At 67.0% G+C, this 15,159-nt stretch carries 14 protein-coding genes, 1 tRNA gene and 1 pseudogene; 2 read left to right on the top strand and 14 right to left on the bottom strand.

Features of this window, described 5'->3' with window-relative positions:
• Positions 1 to 70: 70 nt before the first annotated feature.
• The 4 genes from ACWDVB_RS05075 to ACWDVB_RS05060 all read right to left on the bottom strand — a co-directional run bounded on the left by ACWDVB_RS05075 (position 71) and on the right by ACWDVB_RS05060 (position 4,257).
• Complete coding sequence (locus tag ACWDVB_RS05075; protein WP_451514256.1) at positions 71 to 1,705, bottom strand: DUF6345 domain-containing protein; 1,635 nt, start codon at positions 1,703 to 1,705, stop codon at positions 71 to 73.
• A gap of 690 nt (positions 1,706 to 2,395) precedes the next feature.
• Positions 2,396 to 3,064, bottom strand: a complete 669-nt coding sequence (locus ACWDVB_RS05070) for a hypothetical protein (RefSeq protein WP_451514257.1) — start codon at positions 3,062 to 3,064, stop codon at positions 2,396 to 2,398.
• Between the two features lie 202 nt (positions 3,065 to 3,266).
• Positions 3,267 to 3,341: transfer RNA gene (locus ACWDVB_RS05065), tRNA-OTHER, on the bottom strand.
• 340 nt (positions 3,342 to 3,681) lie between these two features.
• Positions 3,682 to 4,257, bottom strand: a complete 576-nt coding sequence (locus ACWDVB_RS05060; RefSeq protein ID WP_451514258.1) for a TetR/AcrR family transcriptional regulator — start codon at positions 4,255 to 4,257, stop codon at positions 3,682 to 3,684.
• Between the two features lie 102 nt (positions 4,258 to 4,359).
• On the opposite strand from ACWDVB_RS05060, the gene ACWDVB_RS05055 reads away from it, so the two are divergent.
• The gene (locus ACWDVB_RS05055; RefSeq protein WP_451514259.1) at positions 4,360 to 5,211 is read left to right on the top strand and encodes an SDR family oxidoreductase; all 852 of its coding nucleotides are present in this window, start codon (positions 4,360 to 4,362) and stop codon (positions 5,209 to 5,211) included.
• A gap of 96 nt (positions 5,212 to 5,307) precedes the next feature.
• Here the strand turns inward: ACWDVB_RS05055 and ACWDVB_RS05050 are convergent.
• The 4 genes from ACWDVB_RS05050 to ACWDVB_RS05035 form a co-directional block, all read right to left on the bottom strand.
• Positions 5,308 to 6,139, bottom strand: a protein-coding gene (locus tag ACWDVB_RS05050) for an IS5 family transposase (protein ID WP_451514260.1) whose coding sequence is annotated in 2 segments (ribosomal slippage) — positions 5,308 to 5,649 and positions 5,651 to 6,139 — 831 coding nt in all. Because the reading frame shifts where the segments join, the coding sequence is not laid out codon by codon here.
• A gap of 139 nt (positions 6,140 to 6,278) precedes the next feature.
• Positions 6,279 to 6,869, bottom strand: coding sequence for a hypothetical protein (locus ACWDVB_RS05045; RefSeq protein ID WP_451514261.1), 591 nt, complete (start codon positions 6,867 to 6,869; stop codon positions 6,279 to 6,281).
• A 310-nt stretch (positions 6,870 to 7,179) separates the two neighbouring features.
• Positions 7,180 to 7,905, bottom strand: coding sequence for a hypothetical protein (locus ACWDVB_RS05040; RefSeq protein ID WP_451514287.1), 726 nt, complete (start codon positions 7,903 to 7,905; stop codon positions 7,180 to 7,182).
• A complete protein-coding gene (locus ACWDVB_RS05035; RefSeq protein ID WP_451514284.1) occupies positions 7,844 to 8,035 on the bottom strand; it encodes a phage tail tube protein in 192 nt (63 codons plus the stop codon). Before ACWDVB_RS05035 ends, ACWDVB_RS05040 begins: the two co-directional genes overlap by 62 nt.
• 583 nt (positions 8,036 to 8,618) lie before the next feature.
• Between ACWDVB_RS05035 and ACWDVB_RS05030 the strand changes: the two genes are divergently transcribed.
• Entirely contained in the window at positions 8,619 to 9,332 is a 714-nt protein-coding gene (locus ACWDVB_RS05030; protein ID WP_451514262.1) for a tectonin domain-containing protein, read from the top strand.
• A gap of 334 nt (positions 9,333 to 9,666) precedes the next feature.
• Here the strand turns inward: ACWDVB_RS05030 and ACWDVB_RS05025 are convergent, their stop codons facing one another.
• The 6 genes and pseudogenes from ACWDVB_RS05025 to ACWDVB_RS05000 all read right to left on the bottom strand — a co-directional run.
• A complete protein-coding gene (locus tag ACWDVB_RS05025) occupies positions 9,667 to 9,855 on the bottom strand; it encodes a hypothetical protein (RefSeq protein ID WP_451514263.1) in 189 nt (62 codons plus the stop codon).
• Positions 9,852 to 10,037: a hypothetical protein gene (locus ACWDVB_RS05020; RefSeq protein WP_451514264.1), complete on the bottom strand. Its 186-nt coding sequence runs from the start codon at positions 10,035 to 10,037 to the stop codon at positions 9,852 to 9,854. Before ACWDVB_RS05020 ends, ACWDVB_RS05025 begins: the two co-directional genes overlap by 4 nt.
• A 494-nt stretch (positions 10,038 to 10,531) precedes the next feature.
• Positions 10,532 to 11,941 carry an oxygenase MpaB family protein gene (locus ACWDVB_RS05015; RefSeq protein WP_451514285.1) on the bottom strand — a complete coding sequence of 470 codons (1,410 nt, stop codon included), beginning with the start codon at positions 11,939 to 11,941 and terminating at the stop codon, positions 10,532 to 10,534.
• A 98-nt stretch (positions 11,942 to 12,039) separates the two neighbouring features.
• A complete protein-coding gene (gene uppS / locus ACWDVB_RS05010; RefSeq protein ID WP_451514286.1) occupies positions 12,040 to 12,807 on the bottom strand; it encodes a polyprenyl diphosphate synthase in 768 nt (255 codons plus the stop codon).
• Positions 12,808 to 13,674: 867 nt separating this feature from the next.
• Positions 13,675 to 14,142, bottom strand: coding sequence for a hypothetical protein (locus ACWDVB_RS05005; RefSeq protein ID WP_451514265.1), 468 nt, complete (start codon positions 14,140 to 14,142; stop codon positions 13,675 to 13,677).
• Between the two features lie 73 nt (positions 14,143 to 14,215).
• Positions 14,216 to 14,803: pseudogene (locus tag ACWDVB_RS05000) on the bottom strand (transposase); the annotation flags it as partial.
• Between the last annotated feature and the right edge of the window lie 356 nt (positions 14,804 to 15,159).

Below are 15,159 nucleotides of genomic sequence, written 5' to 3'. Positions count from 1 at the left end.
TCCTTCGTGAACCCCTACGTCTGAACCCCTCCCTCTGAGTCCCTCCCTCTGAGTCCCTACTTCTGAGTCCCTACCTCGCCAGCGGGGCGACGACCCAGCGCCGGGTCCGGAACATGCTGTCCCGCGCGCCGATCTCGATCAGCTTGCGGGCCGCCGGGTACGCCTCGTTGCCCTCCAGTTCGTAGCCGACCTCGAAGGTGCCGGGCACGTCCTGGACCCGCGGCTCCTGCTGGGCCGCCGCGCCCCGCTGCTGCGACGCGCCGGCGGTGACCGCCGTGAGGTGGGCGAGCAGCGTCTTCTGCGCCGCGTCGAGCGCCTTGCGCGGGTCGCGCTCCAGCGCCGCCGCCGCGGGCTTGCCGCCCTTGGGCTCGGGCGGTGCGACATCCGTGCTCGGCTCGCGCGTGACGCCGGTGGCCTCGCGGGTCGCGATCTGCGACTGGACGACGGTCCCGTCGTTGTCGAGACCGACGCGGATCAGGCCGCGGCCCGGCGTGATGACGGGCACGCCGTCGAAGACCTGCCGGAACGTCACATGCGTCTCCAGGGAGACCGGTCGCCCGACCTCGGAGCCGTCCTTCGTCCCGGAGTTCTGCATCAGGTCGTGCACGCTGTCGACGACCAGCTCGGCGCCGTCCGCGTGCCGCTCGGCGAACGCGCGCGCCGCCGCGATCGCGCGGTCGGTGGGCAGCTGCTGGGTGTTGCGGTGGTTGGGCTCGGCGAGCCTGACCCACCGGATGCCCTGGGGGCCGGTGGAGATGACACGGTCGCCGGAGGTCGCGTTGAGCACGCCCTGCCGCTCGACCTGGACCTCTTGCAGCGCCGCGGACGGGAAGTCGGCCAGCTGCCCCAGCCGGGCGAGTTCCCCGCTCGGGTCGCGGGGCGCGAGCTGCACGATCTGCTGCTGCCCGGGGAGCCGGGTGAGCGGCTCCCTGACGCCTTCGCGGGCGTAGTACCAGCGCCACGCGTACCAGTTGTCCGGCACGTGCTCGCGGTAGAAGTTCCGCTCGGTGTTGAGGCGGTTGACGGCCTCGGCCTGGGTGGCGCCGGCCGCGGCGACCGAGGGCGCCTGACCGTGGTAGATGTCCCAGCTGGCGTTCAGCCAGGCGTCGCAGTACGTCTGTCCGGCCCGCCACTTCTCCCAGAACTTCCTTCCGTAGTCCGGGCTGTCGATGCTGACCGTCTCAAACCCGAAGATCATGCGGAAGCCGATGTTGGGACCGGCCCAGGTGCGGACCGGGGAGTGGCCGCCGGTCACCTTCAGCGAGTCGCAGGTCGACCAGAAGACGTAGTTCGCCTTCTCGTTGCCGAGGGCCATCCGGTTGGAGATGGCGTCGCTGCGGCCGTCCCAGACGGCGCCCAGCGGGGCGAAGAAGACGCCGTTGCCGTCCATGCCGCCGTGGCCGGAGTGGTAGACGGCGCAGACCGCGTCCATGCCGTACCGGTCCTGCCAGTTGTCGTACGTCTCCTCGTACGCCCACACCTGCGCGCCGCCGTCGGCGAACCAGAAGTTGCGGTCGTAGAACTGCTGGAGGTACGCCAGCCAGCCGGTGGCATCGGCGTGCGTGTGGTACAGCGGCGACTGGTTGACGAACTTCTGGATGCTGAAGGCACCCCACCAGCCGAAGGTCGAGTCCCGCTCACCCGCCGCTCCGGGCTTCTCCGGTTCCAGCGGGGACGGACCGCGGTCCGAGTAGTTGATGCGCATGGCATACCCCCTGAGAGGATCTCCTCGCTGTCGTGCGCGAGGGGGCCTCAAAGTGTCACCGCGGACGCGCCTTGCACAGTTGCCATTCCGGCCATAGGACCCCCGCCACGTGCCTGTTCCCGCACCTCATATGCCCCTGGGGCGCGGCGCCCCGCACAACGTGTTCGTATCGGGCGACGCGCACCTGCACACCCTGCTCGAACACCCCGAGGCGTCCGTCGGCCCCCGCGCGGCCCGTTCTCGTCCCGGGCTCCGGCGATGAGAACGTCGGCCTTCCGGCGCGAGAGGGAACGAGCAGTGGGCCGGAGAGGTCGTTTTAATATCGCGGGTGATCGCTAGCTAACGATTCGGGAGAGCACCGCATACCGTTCGCGAGCGCGTGGGACTCGACTGGCAGTGCCTCTCAGGGGCGTGGACTGGCATAGGTGTGGTGGAGCCGATTGTCGACGGGGCGGCGCCACGGGCGCCAGCTAGGAGAGCTTGTCCCCGGAGCACGAAAAAGCCCCCTCGGAGTGATCTCCGAGGGGGCTTCCTCTCCCTGTTTTGCCTGGTCAGACACGGTTCTCCCAGCAGGCTTCGAACCTGGAGGACCCGCTTTAGGCAACCGATTCGAGCCCGCTCCGGCTGCCGCCGGCGACTGATGCGCGGCCGGGTCGGAGAGACGAGTGCTCGCCCAGGGCGACGACATCGTCAGGCGTTCCAGCGCCACCCGTTGTAGTCCTCGCAAGTGGCCATGCGCCCGTTGCTGGCCTTGAGAGTGCGGCCGTGATCGGCCCCCGCGCAGAACTCACCCTCCACGACGACCTTGCCTGTGGAGGTACAGGCGTAACCGGGCTGGCTGCCGTCGTCGGGGCAGGCGCGTGGACCCATGGGGTCCGGCTTCTTGGAGGCAGGTGCGGGCGTCGAGTAGGTCTTCTTCGGCAGTGGCTTGGGCGTGGGTCTGACACACGCGGAGGCGGCCTGGGCGAGGTAGAGGTATATCTCGGTGGAGTTCGTTATCCGGCTTCCCTGGGCGGGGTCCGTGGAGCAGATGACCCAGCTGTCGAAGTTGCCCCCTGAGGGGAGCGATATCTCCTTGTGCGCCGCTCGGTTGGTGATGAGCCCCAGCCGGAGGTGATAGTCGCGCAGAAAGCTTACGGCGCTGCTCTGGGTCTTGCCCTTGACCGCGGGCAGGATGAAAGGCCTCGCCGTAGGTGTCTCCTCCGGGGTGGGCGTCGGGGACGCGGTCGGCGAGGCGGTGACTTGTGCCTTCTTGGCGGTGTCGGCCGTGTCGTCGCTGATGGTCTCGCCCCCGCTTGGCGAGCAGGCGACAGCCAGCAGGGTAACGGTGGCTAGGGGGAAAACGAGCGTCTTCTTCACTGTCGTCCTCGATGTGCGCAGGCGGATGCACTCACCACAAGGAGCCCACTCCTTGTGCAAGGCCATAACTGTGCATCATCCAGGCAAGGTGCCTCGGCGACGCCGCTCAGGAGGGCTTGTCCCCGTCTGTCCCCGGAGCACGGAAAAGCCTCCTCGGAGTGGTCTCTGAGGAGGCTTTTTCCTGTTTTGCCTGTTCAGGCGCTGCGCCCCGGCAGGATTCGAACCTGCGACACCCGTTTTAGGAGCACGACCCGTACCCGACTGTCGGTCACGGGCGACCGTAGGCGTTCCCGCGGGTCAGAGGCTATAAGTGCAGGTCAGGCGGCAGTTCGTGGGGGAATCAGGGCCTGGTCGGCCTAGGAGTTCTTACCCTGCCTGTCCCCATCTTTCCTCCGTCGCGGCTTGCGGAGATTACCTACTGCTCTCATGCCCTTGCCGCAGATGCGCGTGGTCCTCGTCGAGCCTGGCTCGGGACTGGGCCAGCGCCGCTCCTGACGGAACGCGCTCGGAGTTTGGTGCGTGTCATGTGCCTGGAGCTCATGAGCGTCGACAGCGCCGCTCGATGGATTGGCCGTGCCGGCGCGCACGTTGGACGCGCCGGATCCGGGGGCTTGGGTTCAGCTCGCGGTCGAGCCCTTGGTCAGCGCGTCCATGAGGAGGTCGACGAGCCGACGGGCCTGCTTTTTGCTGCCGTGCTGCACGGAGTAGGCGATGCCACCCATGAGGAGGAGAACATCGTCGGAGGTGACGTCGGTTCGCAGGCTGCCGTCGTGGGCGCCGGTATCAAGGAGGGTGGCGACGGCGCCGGTAAGGAGTGCGCGGCTGTCGGCGTATGGGTCGACTCCGGAGGCGATGACCGCGTTGAGTGCTGCGGACATGCCGCTCTTGGCCGTGGCGTACTCGAGGAAGTGTTCCATCCAGATGCGAGTGGCCTCGGCGGCCGGATGTTGGGTGAGGAGGTCTGGCGCCTTCTCGCACACGCGGGTGAGTTGGTGTCGGTAGGCGGCGTCGATGAGGGCTTCTCGTGTCGGGAAGTGCCGGTAGAGCGTGCCGACACCGACGCCGGCCTGCTTGGCGATGGCGGCCGGTGCGGTGTCCAGCCCCTGCTCGGCGAAGACCTGCACGGCGACCTCCAGCAGGCGCTCCCGATTCTGTAGCGCATCGCTCCTGGTCCGGCGAGGGGTGGGGGGCATGCAGGTTCCTCCGGTGCCAGTCTTCGGTTGCATTCCGGAATGCATTCCGCTTAACTCCTAACCGGAATGTATTCCGGTAACACTCTACTCCAGGAGACTTCCATGCCGACTCCGTCCGACAAGGCCGTACGCCACTGGTTCATCACCGGAGCCTCCGGCGGCCTGGGCCGCCATCTCACCGCACACGTCCTCCAGCGCGGCGACCGCGTCACGGCCACGGTCCGCCACCCCGCGGCCCTGGAAGACCTGCGTAAGACGTACGGCGACCGGCTGACCGTCGAGATCCTCGATCTCACCCGGCCGACCGACGTCGACCAAGTGGTCGGCAGGACCCTCCAGTGCGGACCGGTGGACATCGTGGTCAACAACGCCGGATACGCAGTCGTGGGCGCCGCCGAGGAGATGACCGTCGAGCAGATCCGCGACCAGATCGAGGTTCTCCTGCTCGCTCCCATGCTGATCACCCGGGCCTTCCTGAAGCCGATGCGCGAGCAGGGCGGAGGCCGAATCATCCAGATCTCCAGCATGGGCGGCCAGATCGCCACCCCCACGCACAGCTCCTATCACGCGGGCAAGTGGGGGCTGGAAGGCTTCACCGAGAGCGTCAGCCGCGAAGTGGCCGACTTCAACATTCACCTCACCCTGGTCGAGCCCGGCGCCACCCGCACCGGCTTCGCCTCGGCCCTGCACTACACCACCGAAACGGCCGCCTACCGTGACAACGCCGTCGGCCGGACGCGGCGTTACCTGGAGGCCGCTGACGACAGCGTCTTCACTGGCGACCCGGCCAAGCTCGCCGCCGCCATCTACGACACCACCAGCCACCCGAACCCGCCCCTGCGCCTACCTCTCGGTTCCGACACCTACGACGCCATCCACACCGCACTCACCAGACGTCTCGCCGCACTCGAAACCCAGAAGGATCTTGCGGCATCTGTCGCTTTCACCCACTGACCCGACCCGCCGACACGACATGTCAGAAAACGTCGCCGCAACCACCATGTCGCGCATCTCCACAACCGCGACATCCGGAAGGTCCAGCACGTGGTCTCACCCAGCACTCCTACGCAACCCCATCAGGCGCCGCCAGCAGATGAGTGCGCATCCGAGGGTAAGGAAGGCTTCGTGGATGTCGTCGCGTATCTCCCAGCGGATCCGCAGGCGACGGAACCAGTGCAGATGGGCAAACGCCCGCTCCACGACCCAGCGTTGGGCGCCCGGGCCGGAGCCGTGCTCGGTGCCGCGGCGAGCGATCAGCGGTTTCACACCGAGATCCCAGAGCGGGCGGCGGTACTTGTCGTGGTCGTAGCCACGGTCGCCCAGCACCGCACCCGGGCGGCGCCGGGGCCGGCCACGCTTGCCGCGCACCGGTGGCACGGCCTGGAGGAGCGGGATCAGCTAGGTGACGTCGTTTTTTTCGGTTGCCGCCGGTCAGGGTGGCGGCGAGCGGGATACCGGTGGCGTCGGTGATCAGGTGGTGTTTGCTGCCCGCCCTGCCCCGGTCCACGGGGCTTCGTCCGGTCCTGGCTCCCCCCTTCAACGCCCGGATGTGGGAGCTGTCGACGGTCGCCCGGGAAAAGTCCAGGGCGTTCGCGCTCCGAAGCTCGGAGAGCAGGACCCCGTGCAGCAGGGGCCACACCCCGGCTTCGGTCCATTCGGCCAGGCGGCGCCAACAGGTCATGCCCGACCCGAAGCCGAGTTCCTGCGGCAGGTCTTCCCAGGAGATCCCGGTGTGCAGCACGAACAGGATGCCCTGGAACACCAGCCGGTCAGGATGCCGCTTGCGTCCCGGATGCCGCATCCGAGGTTCCACCTTGGGCAGCAGCGGCTCGATCACCGCCCACAGCTCATCGTCGACTTCCCACGGCTTCGGCCGGGCCACCGCACACCCCCAGGTCACCAGTCCCGGAGTGATCAGCCGTGAACCGCCGCCCTGCCACAGGGCAGCCCGGCGTGCGGCAGGTGTCGATCATGGTGACCGGGGCCGGTTCGTCCATAGGTGGTTCAGTCCTCTCCGATGATCATCCAGTGCACGAGGGTCTGTGTGGTGTTGGTGCGGTGCACCCCCAGATGGTCAGGCCGCTCGATGAGACAGCCGTGACGCCGACCCCGACGACGGTCTTGCCGGGCACGGAGGTGACGGGGGTGACGAACGCGCGGAAGTTCTTCCCCTTGATGTTCCCGCCGCTCAAGGTGATGGACGTGGGCTTGTTCGCCACCGGGGTGATGGTCGCCGTGCCCATGGAGACGTTGTCCGACCGCAGCACGCCAGCCGCCCGGATCGATGCCGCGGACAGGGTGGCGGTGCCCTGCCTCAGCGACAGGCTGCCGCCGTCCTCACCAGACCCCAGGTGAGCGGAGTTCTTGCTGAGGAAGAGGCGCCCGCCGACCGGCTTGGCTGTCTTGGCGATGATGCGCTCCGCAGCGAAGAAGTCATTGCCGAAGAATGTCCGCCACCGGTAGACGCCGCTGTCGTCCGCGTCGTTGCACGCCCCCGAGTTGATGCCGATGTTCGCATCCGAAGGGCTGGAGCCACTGACGTTGATGTACGCCTGGTTCGAGCCGTCGACGGACGCCCAATAGATGTACGGATAGACGTCGTTGGGCTCCATGCCGATCGCCGAGCCGTTCGTGCCGATCGCCCGCAGCCGGGCCAGTTGAGGACGATGCGCGGCCCCTCGGCGGCGGTCTGCACCGTGGCACCGGTGATTATCTTGCCGTTGATCGCGTCCGCGTCCAGGAGGTCCGCAGTGATCGCCCCAGCAGCAACATGATCGCGCCGCACAACCCCATGGCCCAGGTCCTCGGATGCCGCCCGGCGCGCCGTGGCCTCCACCGCCTCGGACGGCGGCCCAAAAGTGCCGGAGGTGTTCACGGCGACCAGGCGCACCCACACGGGCCCGTAGTGATTGACCGCCACGGTCACCGACGCCCCCGACGCGGCTTCGATAACGACCGCCGCCCGACCCTTGAAGGAACTCCCCCGGATCGGCGCCTGCAACGGGGCGGTGAAACCGCCACCGGATAGCCAGCCCAGCCGCAGCCCCACCGACTGCTCGACGTCGGCGTAATACCGCGGATCCCGCGCCCCGCGTGTGCGTCGACCAGCCGACGCGGAGCGAGCCCGTACCCGAACCGGTCCGCAGTCTCAGCCAGCACAGCCGTCGCCCGGCCCCGCTTCGCGCCGGCGTGCGGGATGTAGGACTCCGCGACCGTCTCGGGCTCCGCGAACCTGATCAGCCCCCGGGATGAGGAGTACACGCCCGGCTCCCAGATCCCGCCGTCCGCGTACGCCTTGCCCGCGTTCGCCTTCACCAGATCGGACAAGAACCGGTCGGCCTTGCCCGTTTTCCTGATGGGACTCTTTGCGAGGTTCCCGACCTCGATAATCCGGTCCTCGGCCAGCCCCGTAGTCTCGGCCACCGAGTGGATGCCCTTGTTTTTCGACAGCCCCCCGACGAGCTTCACCAAGTCCGCGAGCTGGTCACCGTCGAGAGAGGTCGCCGCTTTCTTCTCCGCGGTGTTGGCCTTCTGCGCCTTCTTGCGGTCCTTCACCGCCTGAGCGGCCAGCGCCTCCGCGTTCTCATCACCCTGCTCGGCGAGGCGCTGCGCGAGCGCCGTGGACCCGCGCGAAGCGAGCGTGGTCAACGTCGATGGCCTGGTTCGACAGGGTCCAGCCGTCGATGGCGGCGATGGCATCCGTAAGATCGGTGCCGGCGGTCAGCTCGGCGCGGGTGGGGACGTGAGCCGCATCGTTGACACTGTTGAGCCATAGCACGCGGGTTACGCCACGCCGGGAAAACTTCTTGACCTGCAAGGCTTGTTGTCCGATTCCGGGACGGCAATCCCGAGGATTTAGAGGCCCCGTCCCTCGACGACTGTCGGGGAACCGGCCCGAACCAGAAGTGGCTGGGCGTCCGCGCGGGGCCTCCGCGGTGAGGAGCAGGAGGCGCGGTCGAGAGTGGGCCGTGGCTGCATAGCGATCACGATACAGCGGTCAACGATCACCGTGGCGACGTGACCGAACGAGCTCGTAAGAGGCATGTGAGCCCCTAACCGACCCAGACGGATCGGGACCTCTGGCGCAGAGGGGCCGATCATGCATGGGTGCCGGATGGATTCCCATCCGGGTCGAGGAAGGCATGTTCCGGCGCTCGCGTCGATCCCCCCGGGGAAGGACGACACTTCCAGCCGAAGTACTCGGAGTCGGGCAGCCCCGGTCCTACGCAACGTGGGCGCACACGTGCGCAAACGTCGATTTACAGGCTTGTTTGGTAATAGATGAAACATTAACCACCCCATACGCTCATCTCATCGCAGAGGATGGAGTCAACATCGGTTCCACGAGAGGCGATTTCGGCATGGCGGATTGGGTGAAAGTCGCGGGCGGTCTCACGGCCATCTCGGCAGGGTCCAGGACCACGGTATGGGGCGTGAACGCGGCGAGCGCCATCTACAGCCACACCAACTACGACGCAAACCCCTGGCTCAACATCCCGGGGGGCTTAAGTGACATCGGTGCCGCGGCAGACGGCACCGTCTGGGGCGTCAACAGTGCCAACCAGATCTTCCGGTACGCCGGGGACCAGGGGGCCTCGAACCCGTGGACGCACATCAACGGCAGCCTGGTCCGCATCGATGCGGGCTCCCGGACGAACGTGTGGGGAGTGGACTCCGCCGGCGCCATCTACCGGTACACCAACTTCGACACCAACCCGTGGATCAAGATCCAGGGGCTGCTGAGTGACATCGGTGCCGCGGCAGACGGCACTGTGTGGGGTGTCAACAGCGGCAACCAGATCTTCCGATACACCGGGGACCAGGACAGCACGAACCCGTGGAAGAGCGTCCCCGGCAGCCTCAAGCGCATTGCGGTGGGCTCCCGGACGAACGTATGGGGCGTCGACCCCGCCGGCAGTATCTACCGGTACACCAACAACGACGCCAGCGGCACCAACCCGTGGATCAAGATCCCCGGCACCGCCTCCGACATCGCCGCGAGCGCAGATGGCAACGCGTGGCACGTCAACACCGGCGGCGAAATCTACCGGTACACCGGCGACCAGCCGAGCTGATCCCCTCACGCTGTGGTGCACGTGGGCTCCCGGTCGACAGGCGGGGGCCCACACGCAAGCCTCAACCCAGCAAGCTACGAGTTGGTGCGTTGCTCCTTCGATCAGGAAGCTGAGGCGGACAATTCGTATCGCTGTATCGCGGTCACCACGCCCGCCTCACCGGCACCACGCGATCAAGCACGGCGCGCCGTACCCGGTCCGCAAGCCATTCGGCCTGGTCCTCTCGATCGGCCACCACAGTCACCTGGTAGACAAAGTGGGCATCCTCTGCCCTGTCTCCCAACGGTGCACCGGTGAACCGGCTGTCCAGCGGGTAGAGCACGGTGTACGGCGTTCACTCCGTACCGGCACAGCCGAGGGCGTCCCACTCCATCACTCCGGGAGTCGTGAGGATCGACAGAGTCCGCTCCCCGTCCTCATCCAGAACCTCCGCCACGACCACAGCACGGGCCAGGAGACCCCGCTCGTGCTCGGCGAGCACCCCAGCCGGAGCCTCCTCAAGGCTGTCGGCAATGTCGGTCACAGCTCCTCCGCCATCGCTTGGCCGAGCGCATGGACCAACAGCGGCCCGACCGTGCCAACTGCCGGGCGCAGGTGAGGGAACGGGCGCTGGTTGTAGTGGCGCCCCAAGCTGTCCACCCCGACGAAGCCGAACTCCAGCCGGCGCCGTACTGACCGGTGATCACGCGGGCCGTCCAGATGCATTGTGCTTAACCTGCACCACTAGGGCCTTCGCGCTGTACCGCATCGCCGTCTCGGCTGCATTCACCGCTGCCCTGCCGTTGCGGCTGAGTGCGCCAGCAAGCGGCCCACCGCCTGCTCGTCGCGGGCCTCAACTACCAAGACGGAGTCGTCCTCCTGCGACTCCGGTGCGTCCAGAGGCAGCAGAAGCCGGTATCCGGCGAGTACCTCCTCGACCCACGCGCCGTTCAGCCCGGCACCTTTGGTGCGAAGGAACCGGGGCGGCTTCCAGCCGTACCGTCTCGTCATCAATGAGCGCCGTCGCGCTGTCCGGCAGTTACAGCAAAGGCATTCAACAGTACTCGTCAGTGGGCGCTCCTTGCTCCGCTGATGTCCGTCGGCGCCCCAGGGGCGGGGGCCGCCGTAATCGCCGCAGGAATCCCAGGGGTTCGGCCGCCGCGCTGTCTGGGCCGCGTACGTCCTGAACGGCGTGTATGCCTGCCTCAGCGACGCGGCGTTCATGCGTCGCTGAGCAGGGGGCCATACGGGCTTGAGCGTTGGCGGCCCGTCATGAAGGAGAGGAAGTCCTTTACGAACGCGCTGCGGGAGTATGTGGTGGCGGTGCCGGCGGTGTCGCGTTGGAAGCCTGTCCGGAACAGGGTCCGGTATTCGTCCGCGTCGATGGACTGGTTGCCGTCGGTGTCGGTGGCTTCGAAGAGGACCTCGGCGACCCGGATGAGGGCGGGTCCGGCGAGGGTGGGCACGCCTGCGGCGTATTCCTCTTTGCTGATGCGGCCGTCGCCATCGACGTCGAGTGCTGTCTGGAGTTCGCGCCACCAGTCGGCGTAGGCGTTGTAGAGCTTGGTCTCCTGCGGTTCCTCCAGGTCGAGTCGGCCGGACAGTTCCCGGGCCATGGCGGCGAGGTCGGGCCACTCCAGGTAGCCGTCGCCGGTCTGGTCGAGCACGTCCTGGAAGAACTCCTCCGCACTGCGCTGCGGCACGGTCGCCTGGGCCGGTGCGGGTTGCTCGGGGAGGGGTGTGATGAGTCGGAAGAGGGCGCCGGCTCGTTTCATCCCGTCGCGCACTGCTGTGATGGTTTTGGCGCGGGGGTCGTCGCTGTCGGGGGTAAGGGTGAGCAGGCCGGCGAGTCCTTCGGCCTGGATCCAGCTGTCGGGCAGGAAGCGTGCCAGGCCGATGGTGAGGTAGGCGCTTTGCGTGAGTGTCTGAGCGCCGGGGATCTCGGGAAGCCCTGCGCGTCGGCGGAAGGGTTCGGGGAGGGATGCCACGGTGATGGCGCCGATGACGGGCCCGGCGAGTGCCCGGCCGGCCGCCCACACGGTGGGCACACCCTGCAGCACCGGTGGGGCGGGGAGGTGGTCGAAGAGCTTGTAGAGGATGATGCGCAGCGCCTCGGTGTTCTCCAGCTCCTCCTCGACGACATGGTCGAAGTACCCCCAGAACTCGTGCAGGGTTGACGGGAGGTGGCCGGCCTGGTCGCCCATGGCCGCGAGGAATGCCTGGAACTCGGCGTACAGCTTTTCCATGGTGGTCTGTTCGAGGGGCTGGCCGCTCAGTCGGCACATGGTGACGGCGCTTTCGAACAGGGTGGCCACGACCCAGGCGCGGGCCCCCGGGTCCATCGCGTCGTAGGGCCGCCGCTTCGCGTCGGTGCCGCTCAGCCGGGCGTGCATGCGGTTGAGACGCGCCGCTTCCCGCTGCCGTGTGTGATCGTCGGCTCCGAACATGCGCTGCATGCTCAGGAAGGTGTTGCTCAGCCGCCGCCACGGGTGGGCTACGAATGTCGAGTTCTCGATCAGGGCGGCGCCGATCTGCGGGTGAGCGGCCTCCAGCACGGTCGCCCGGACCATGGCCAAGGCCCAGCGCGGATCGTTGAAAAACTGGTTGAACTGCGAACCGGGACCGAACAGAGGATCGGAGAGTGCATCGAAGCCCGGCCGCGGGGAGCCTTCGCCACGATCGGGGGCGCCGGGGGCAGTGTCCTTGGGGTGACTGCTGGCTGTGTCGGTCACGGTAGTGGTGCTCCGTTCGCGTTCGGTGCTGCGCCGCCGAAGCGGCGATCGCGTTGCTGGTAGGTGTGCAGGCACTGCACGAAGTGCGTCGCGCGGAAGTCGGGCCAGAGCACCGGCGGAAAGATCCATTCGGCGTAGGCGACTTGCCACAGCATGAAGTTGGAGATGCGCTGTTCACCGGAGGTCCGGATGACGAGATCCACATCGGGCGTGTCGGGCAAGGGAAGATGCGCGGCGAAGTTCTGCTCGGTCACGGCATCGGCCGGCATTCCGCTGCGGATCAGGGAGCGTGCCGCTTCCACGATGTCCCCGCGTCCGCCGTGATCGAACGCCACCGTCAGCGTCATGCCGCGGTTCCTGCCGGTCAGCGTCATCAAGTCGTCGAAGTCCCGGGCCAGTCCTGCCGGAATCCTGGAGTCGGTTACGCCGAGGAACCGGCAGCGGATACCCCGCGCGTGCAGCAAAGGAGCGTGCTTGCGCACCACACGGCGCACCAATTGCATGAGGAAATCGACCTCATCACCCGGACGTTGCCAGTTCTCGGTGGAGAACGCGTACAGGCTCAGCCACTCCACCCCGGCCGCCCGTGCCGCCTCGATGACATCGATCACCGTCGCCTCCGCCGCCCGATGACCCGACGTACGCGGCAGTGACCGCTGTGCCGCCCACCGACCGTTCCCATCCATCACGCACGCGACATGCCGCGGTACCCGCGCCTGTCGGCCTTCACCGACCGGACTGTGGGAAGAGGCGGGGGCTGACAGGAAAGTAGAATTGTCAATGACTTGGTCAACCGTCACGCGCGTCCCTCACGACTGATACAACTCGATCTCCTTGACCCCACAGGCAACGCGGCATCGCCGCGACAGGCCACCGGTAATGAGATGTGGGCGCCCCACCCACCCCAGGGCGAGGAGCGCCCCCATCCCGGCTCTGGGGGTTCGAACGGTCGCGGCACCGGGTCCGAGCACAGCGGGGCCAAAGCCCCTCCCTCGTTCGCACGCATATGCAACGCCCTCAACGAAGCGAGGGCGCTACAGACGTGCTGGTTGGGCCGTATGCCCCAACGCCATCCTCCATCTCGTTCAGTGTCAGGCCGGAGAACCACCGCATTGTTCACCTGTAGAGCTGATATCGGCCTGGAAAGGTTTATTCCGATCCGAAGTGGAAACGCCGACAAAGCACTGGCAGCAGGCGTGAGGTGCAGCCTCGGCCCCGACGACCGCCAGCCGGCTTTCGGGCAGACCACGACACCGCCCCAAGGGCTCCGAGAACCGAACAAGTCGACGATTCCGGGGCTTCCGCGCGGCCGACCGCGGCCCGTCTGTCGTCCTCGTAGGCATGGGAGTACAACACTCATCGACGAGTCCGATAGATGCCCCAGCAGGTCAGACACGACGGAGCGGTTAGTGCTGCCGCAGATTCAGTGCGTCGTCGCACCGTGGCGGACGATGTGCGGGCGGGCAATCATGTCGGCCGCTCGGGCGAGGCGGTCGCGGGCCCGGACCGTACGGTGCTCGTTGTCCTCAGCCGGGTCGTAACCCGGCGGCTGGTAGCGCAGGTACTTGGGCTCCGTAAGCTGCCCAGCAAGTCCTGAACCTAAGGGCTGTCCCGTAAATGACCTTCGAGGGCTATCCCATGACCGCTCGGGCCGCGTCGAGAAAGGCCAGTCTGTTGTCCTCCAGGTAATCGCGCACGCTCTCACCGTCGGGCAAGCCTTCCCACACGGTCCGGTTGAGGTCGAGGAAGTGCTTGCGTGCCGCGTCATACACATGCAGGGGGAACTGGATACGGATCAGCCGCTCCGCGACCCACAGCCTGTTCATGGCGTCTTGGGTCGCAAGGAACCAGGTGCTGGTGTCGTCCCAATCAGGCGGCCGGCTGTAGGCGGCGCGCTCCGCCTCGGCCGACACCTCGACGAACCGCTCCAACAGCGCAAGCCGCTCCGCCCGCCGGGCCTCCGACAACTCGGTTTGCTGCCGCCGCTGCTCCGTCCGCTCGGCTGACCGCTGCGTCGCAAACTGGATGAGGAAGGACAGCGCGCCACCGAGCGCGACGCCGCCCAACGATATGAGTGACACCCAAACTTGACCAGACATGGTGGTTATCGTTCCACGCTGACGATCTTTAAGTGCCGCCTCCTAAATGCTCTTTGAGCCGCTGCGGACATGGTCAGTCGCTGAGCAGTTTGCTCGTCTGTCCGGAGAGGGTGAGGTTGTGCAGGCGGGCTATGCCGAGCATGGCGTGGTGGACGCCATCGCCCTTGAGGCGGCAGTCGCGGAGGATCTTCCAGGTCTTCATGCGGGCGAAGACGTGCTCGACGCGGGCCCGGACCTGCTTGTGCGAGCGGTTGTGTTCCTGCTTCCAGTCGGGGAGTTCCTCACCGGCCCGGCGACGGTGCGGCATCACGAGTCCGGTTCCGGGATAGCCGCCGTCGGCGATCGCCACGGTCTTCCCGACAGCGGTCTTGGCCCCGGATTCCTCCCACGCCCTACAGTCGTTGCGGTTACCCGGCAGGGTCTGGCCGACCACGACAATCAGACGTGTGTCGGCATCGATGACAACCTGGTGGTTGGTGGAGTACCTGTAGTTCTTGGACTGTTCAGCGATCGTGTGGTCGCGGGTGGGGACCAGGGTGCCGTCCACGATGAGCACCGTGTCTTTCGCGAAGCGACGCCTGGGCTGGAGCGCGAGGAGTGGGCCGAGTTGGTCGATGATCCGGTCGGCCGCCGACTTCGAGACTCCGAACAGCGGGGCGATGCTCAGGAACTTCAGGATCACGTTCTTCAGCTCCGCACGATGCGCGGCCGACTCCTGTATCTCAAGCTGCCGGGCGCTCGCCCGCGACACCAGGTACTGGCCAAACAGCGACCCGCCCGCGCCGAGCGCAACACCTGCCAGAGACAACAGCGCCGGCCCCAAGGTTCCCCAAGATCCCATGCCAGGAGTCTCTCAACTCGCTGTCGAGAGAGTAGAAGTGCCCATGGACAGCTCACACCAGGGCAGTTACGGGACAGCCCTTACTGAGTTTTTCGTTAGTTCTGTGGGTGCAGGGGCTTCGGCGGTGTGAGCATGTTGGTGTGTCTTCTGAGTCTCAGGCCGTTGCCTCCGATGTC

It is taken from the genome of Streptomyces sp. NPDC003379, assembly GCF_053589195.1.
Note: the sequence above shows the minus strand (reverse complement) of the source record. Positions and strands in the feature narration are given on the sequence as shown.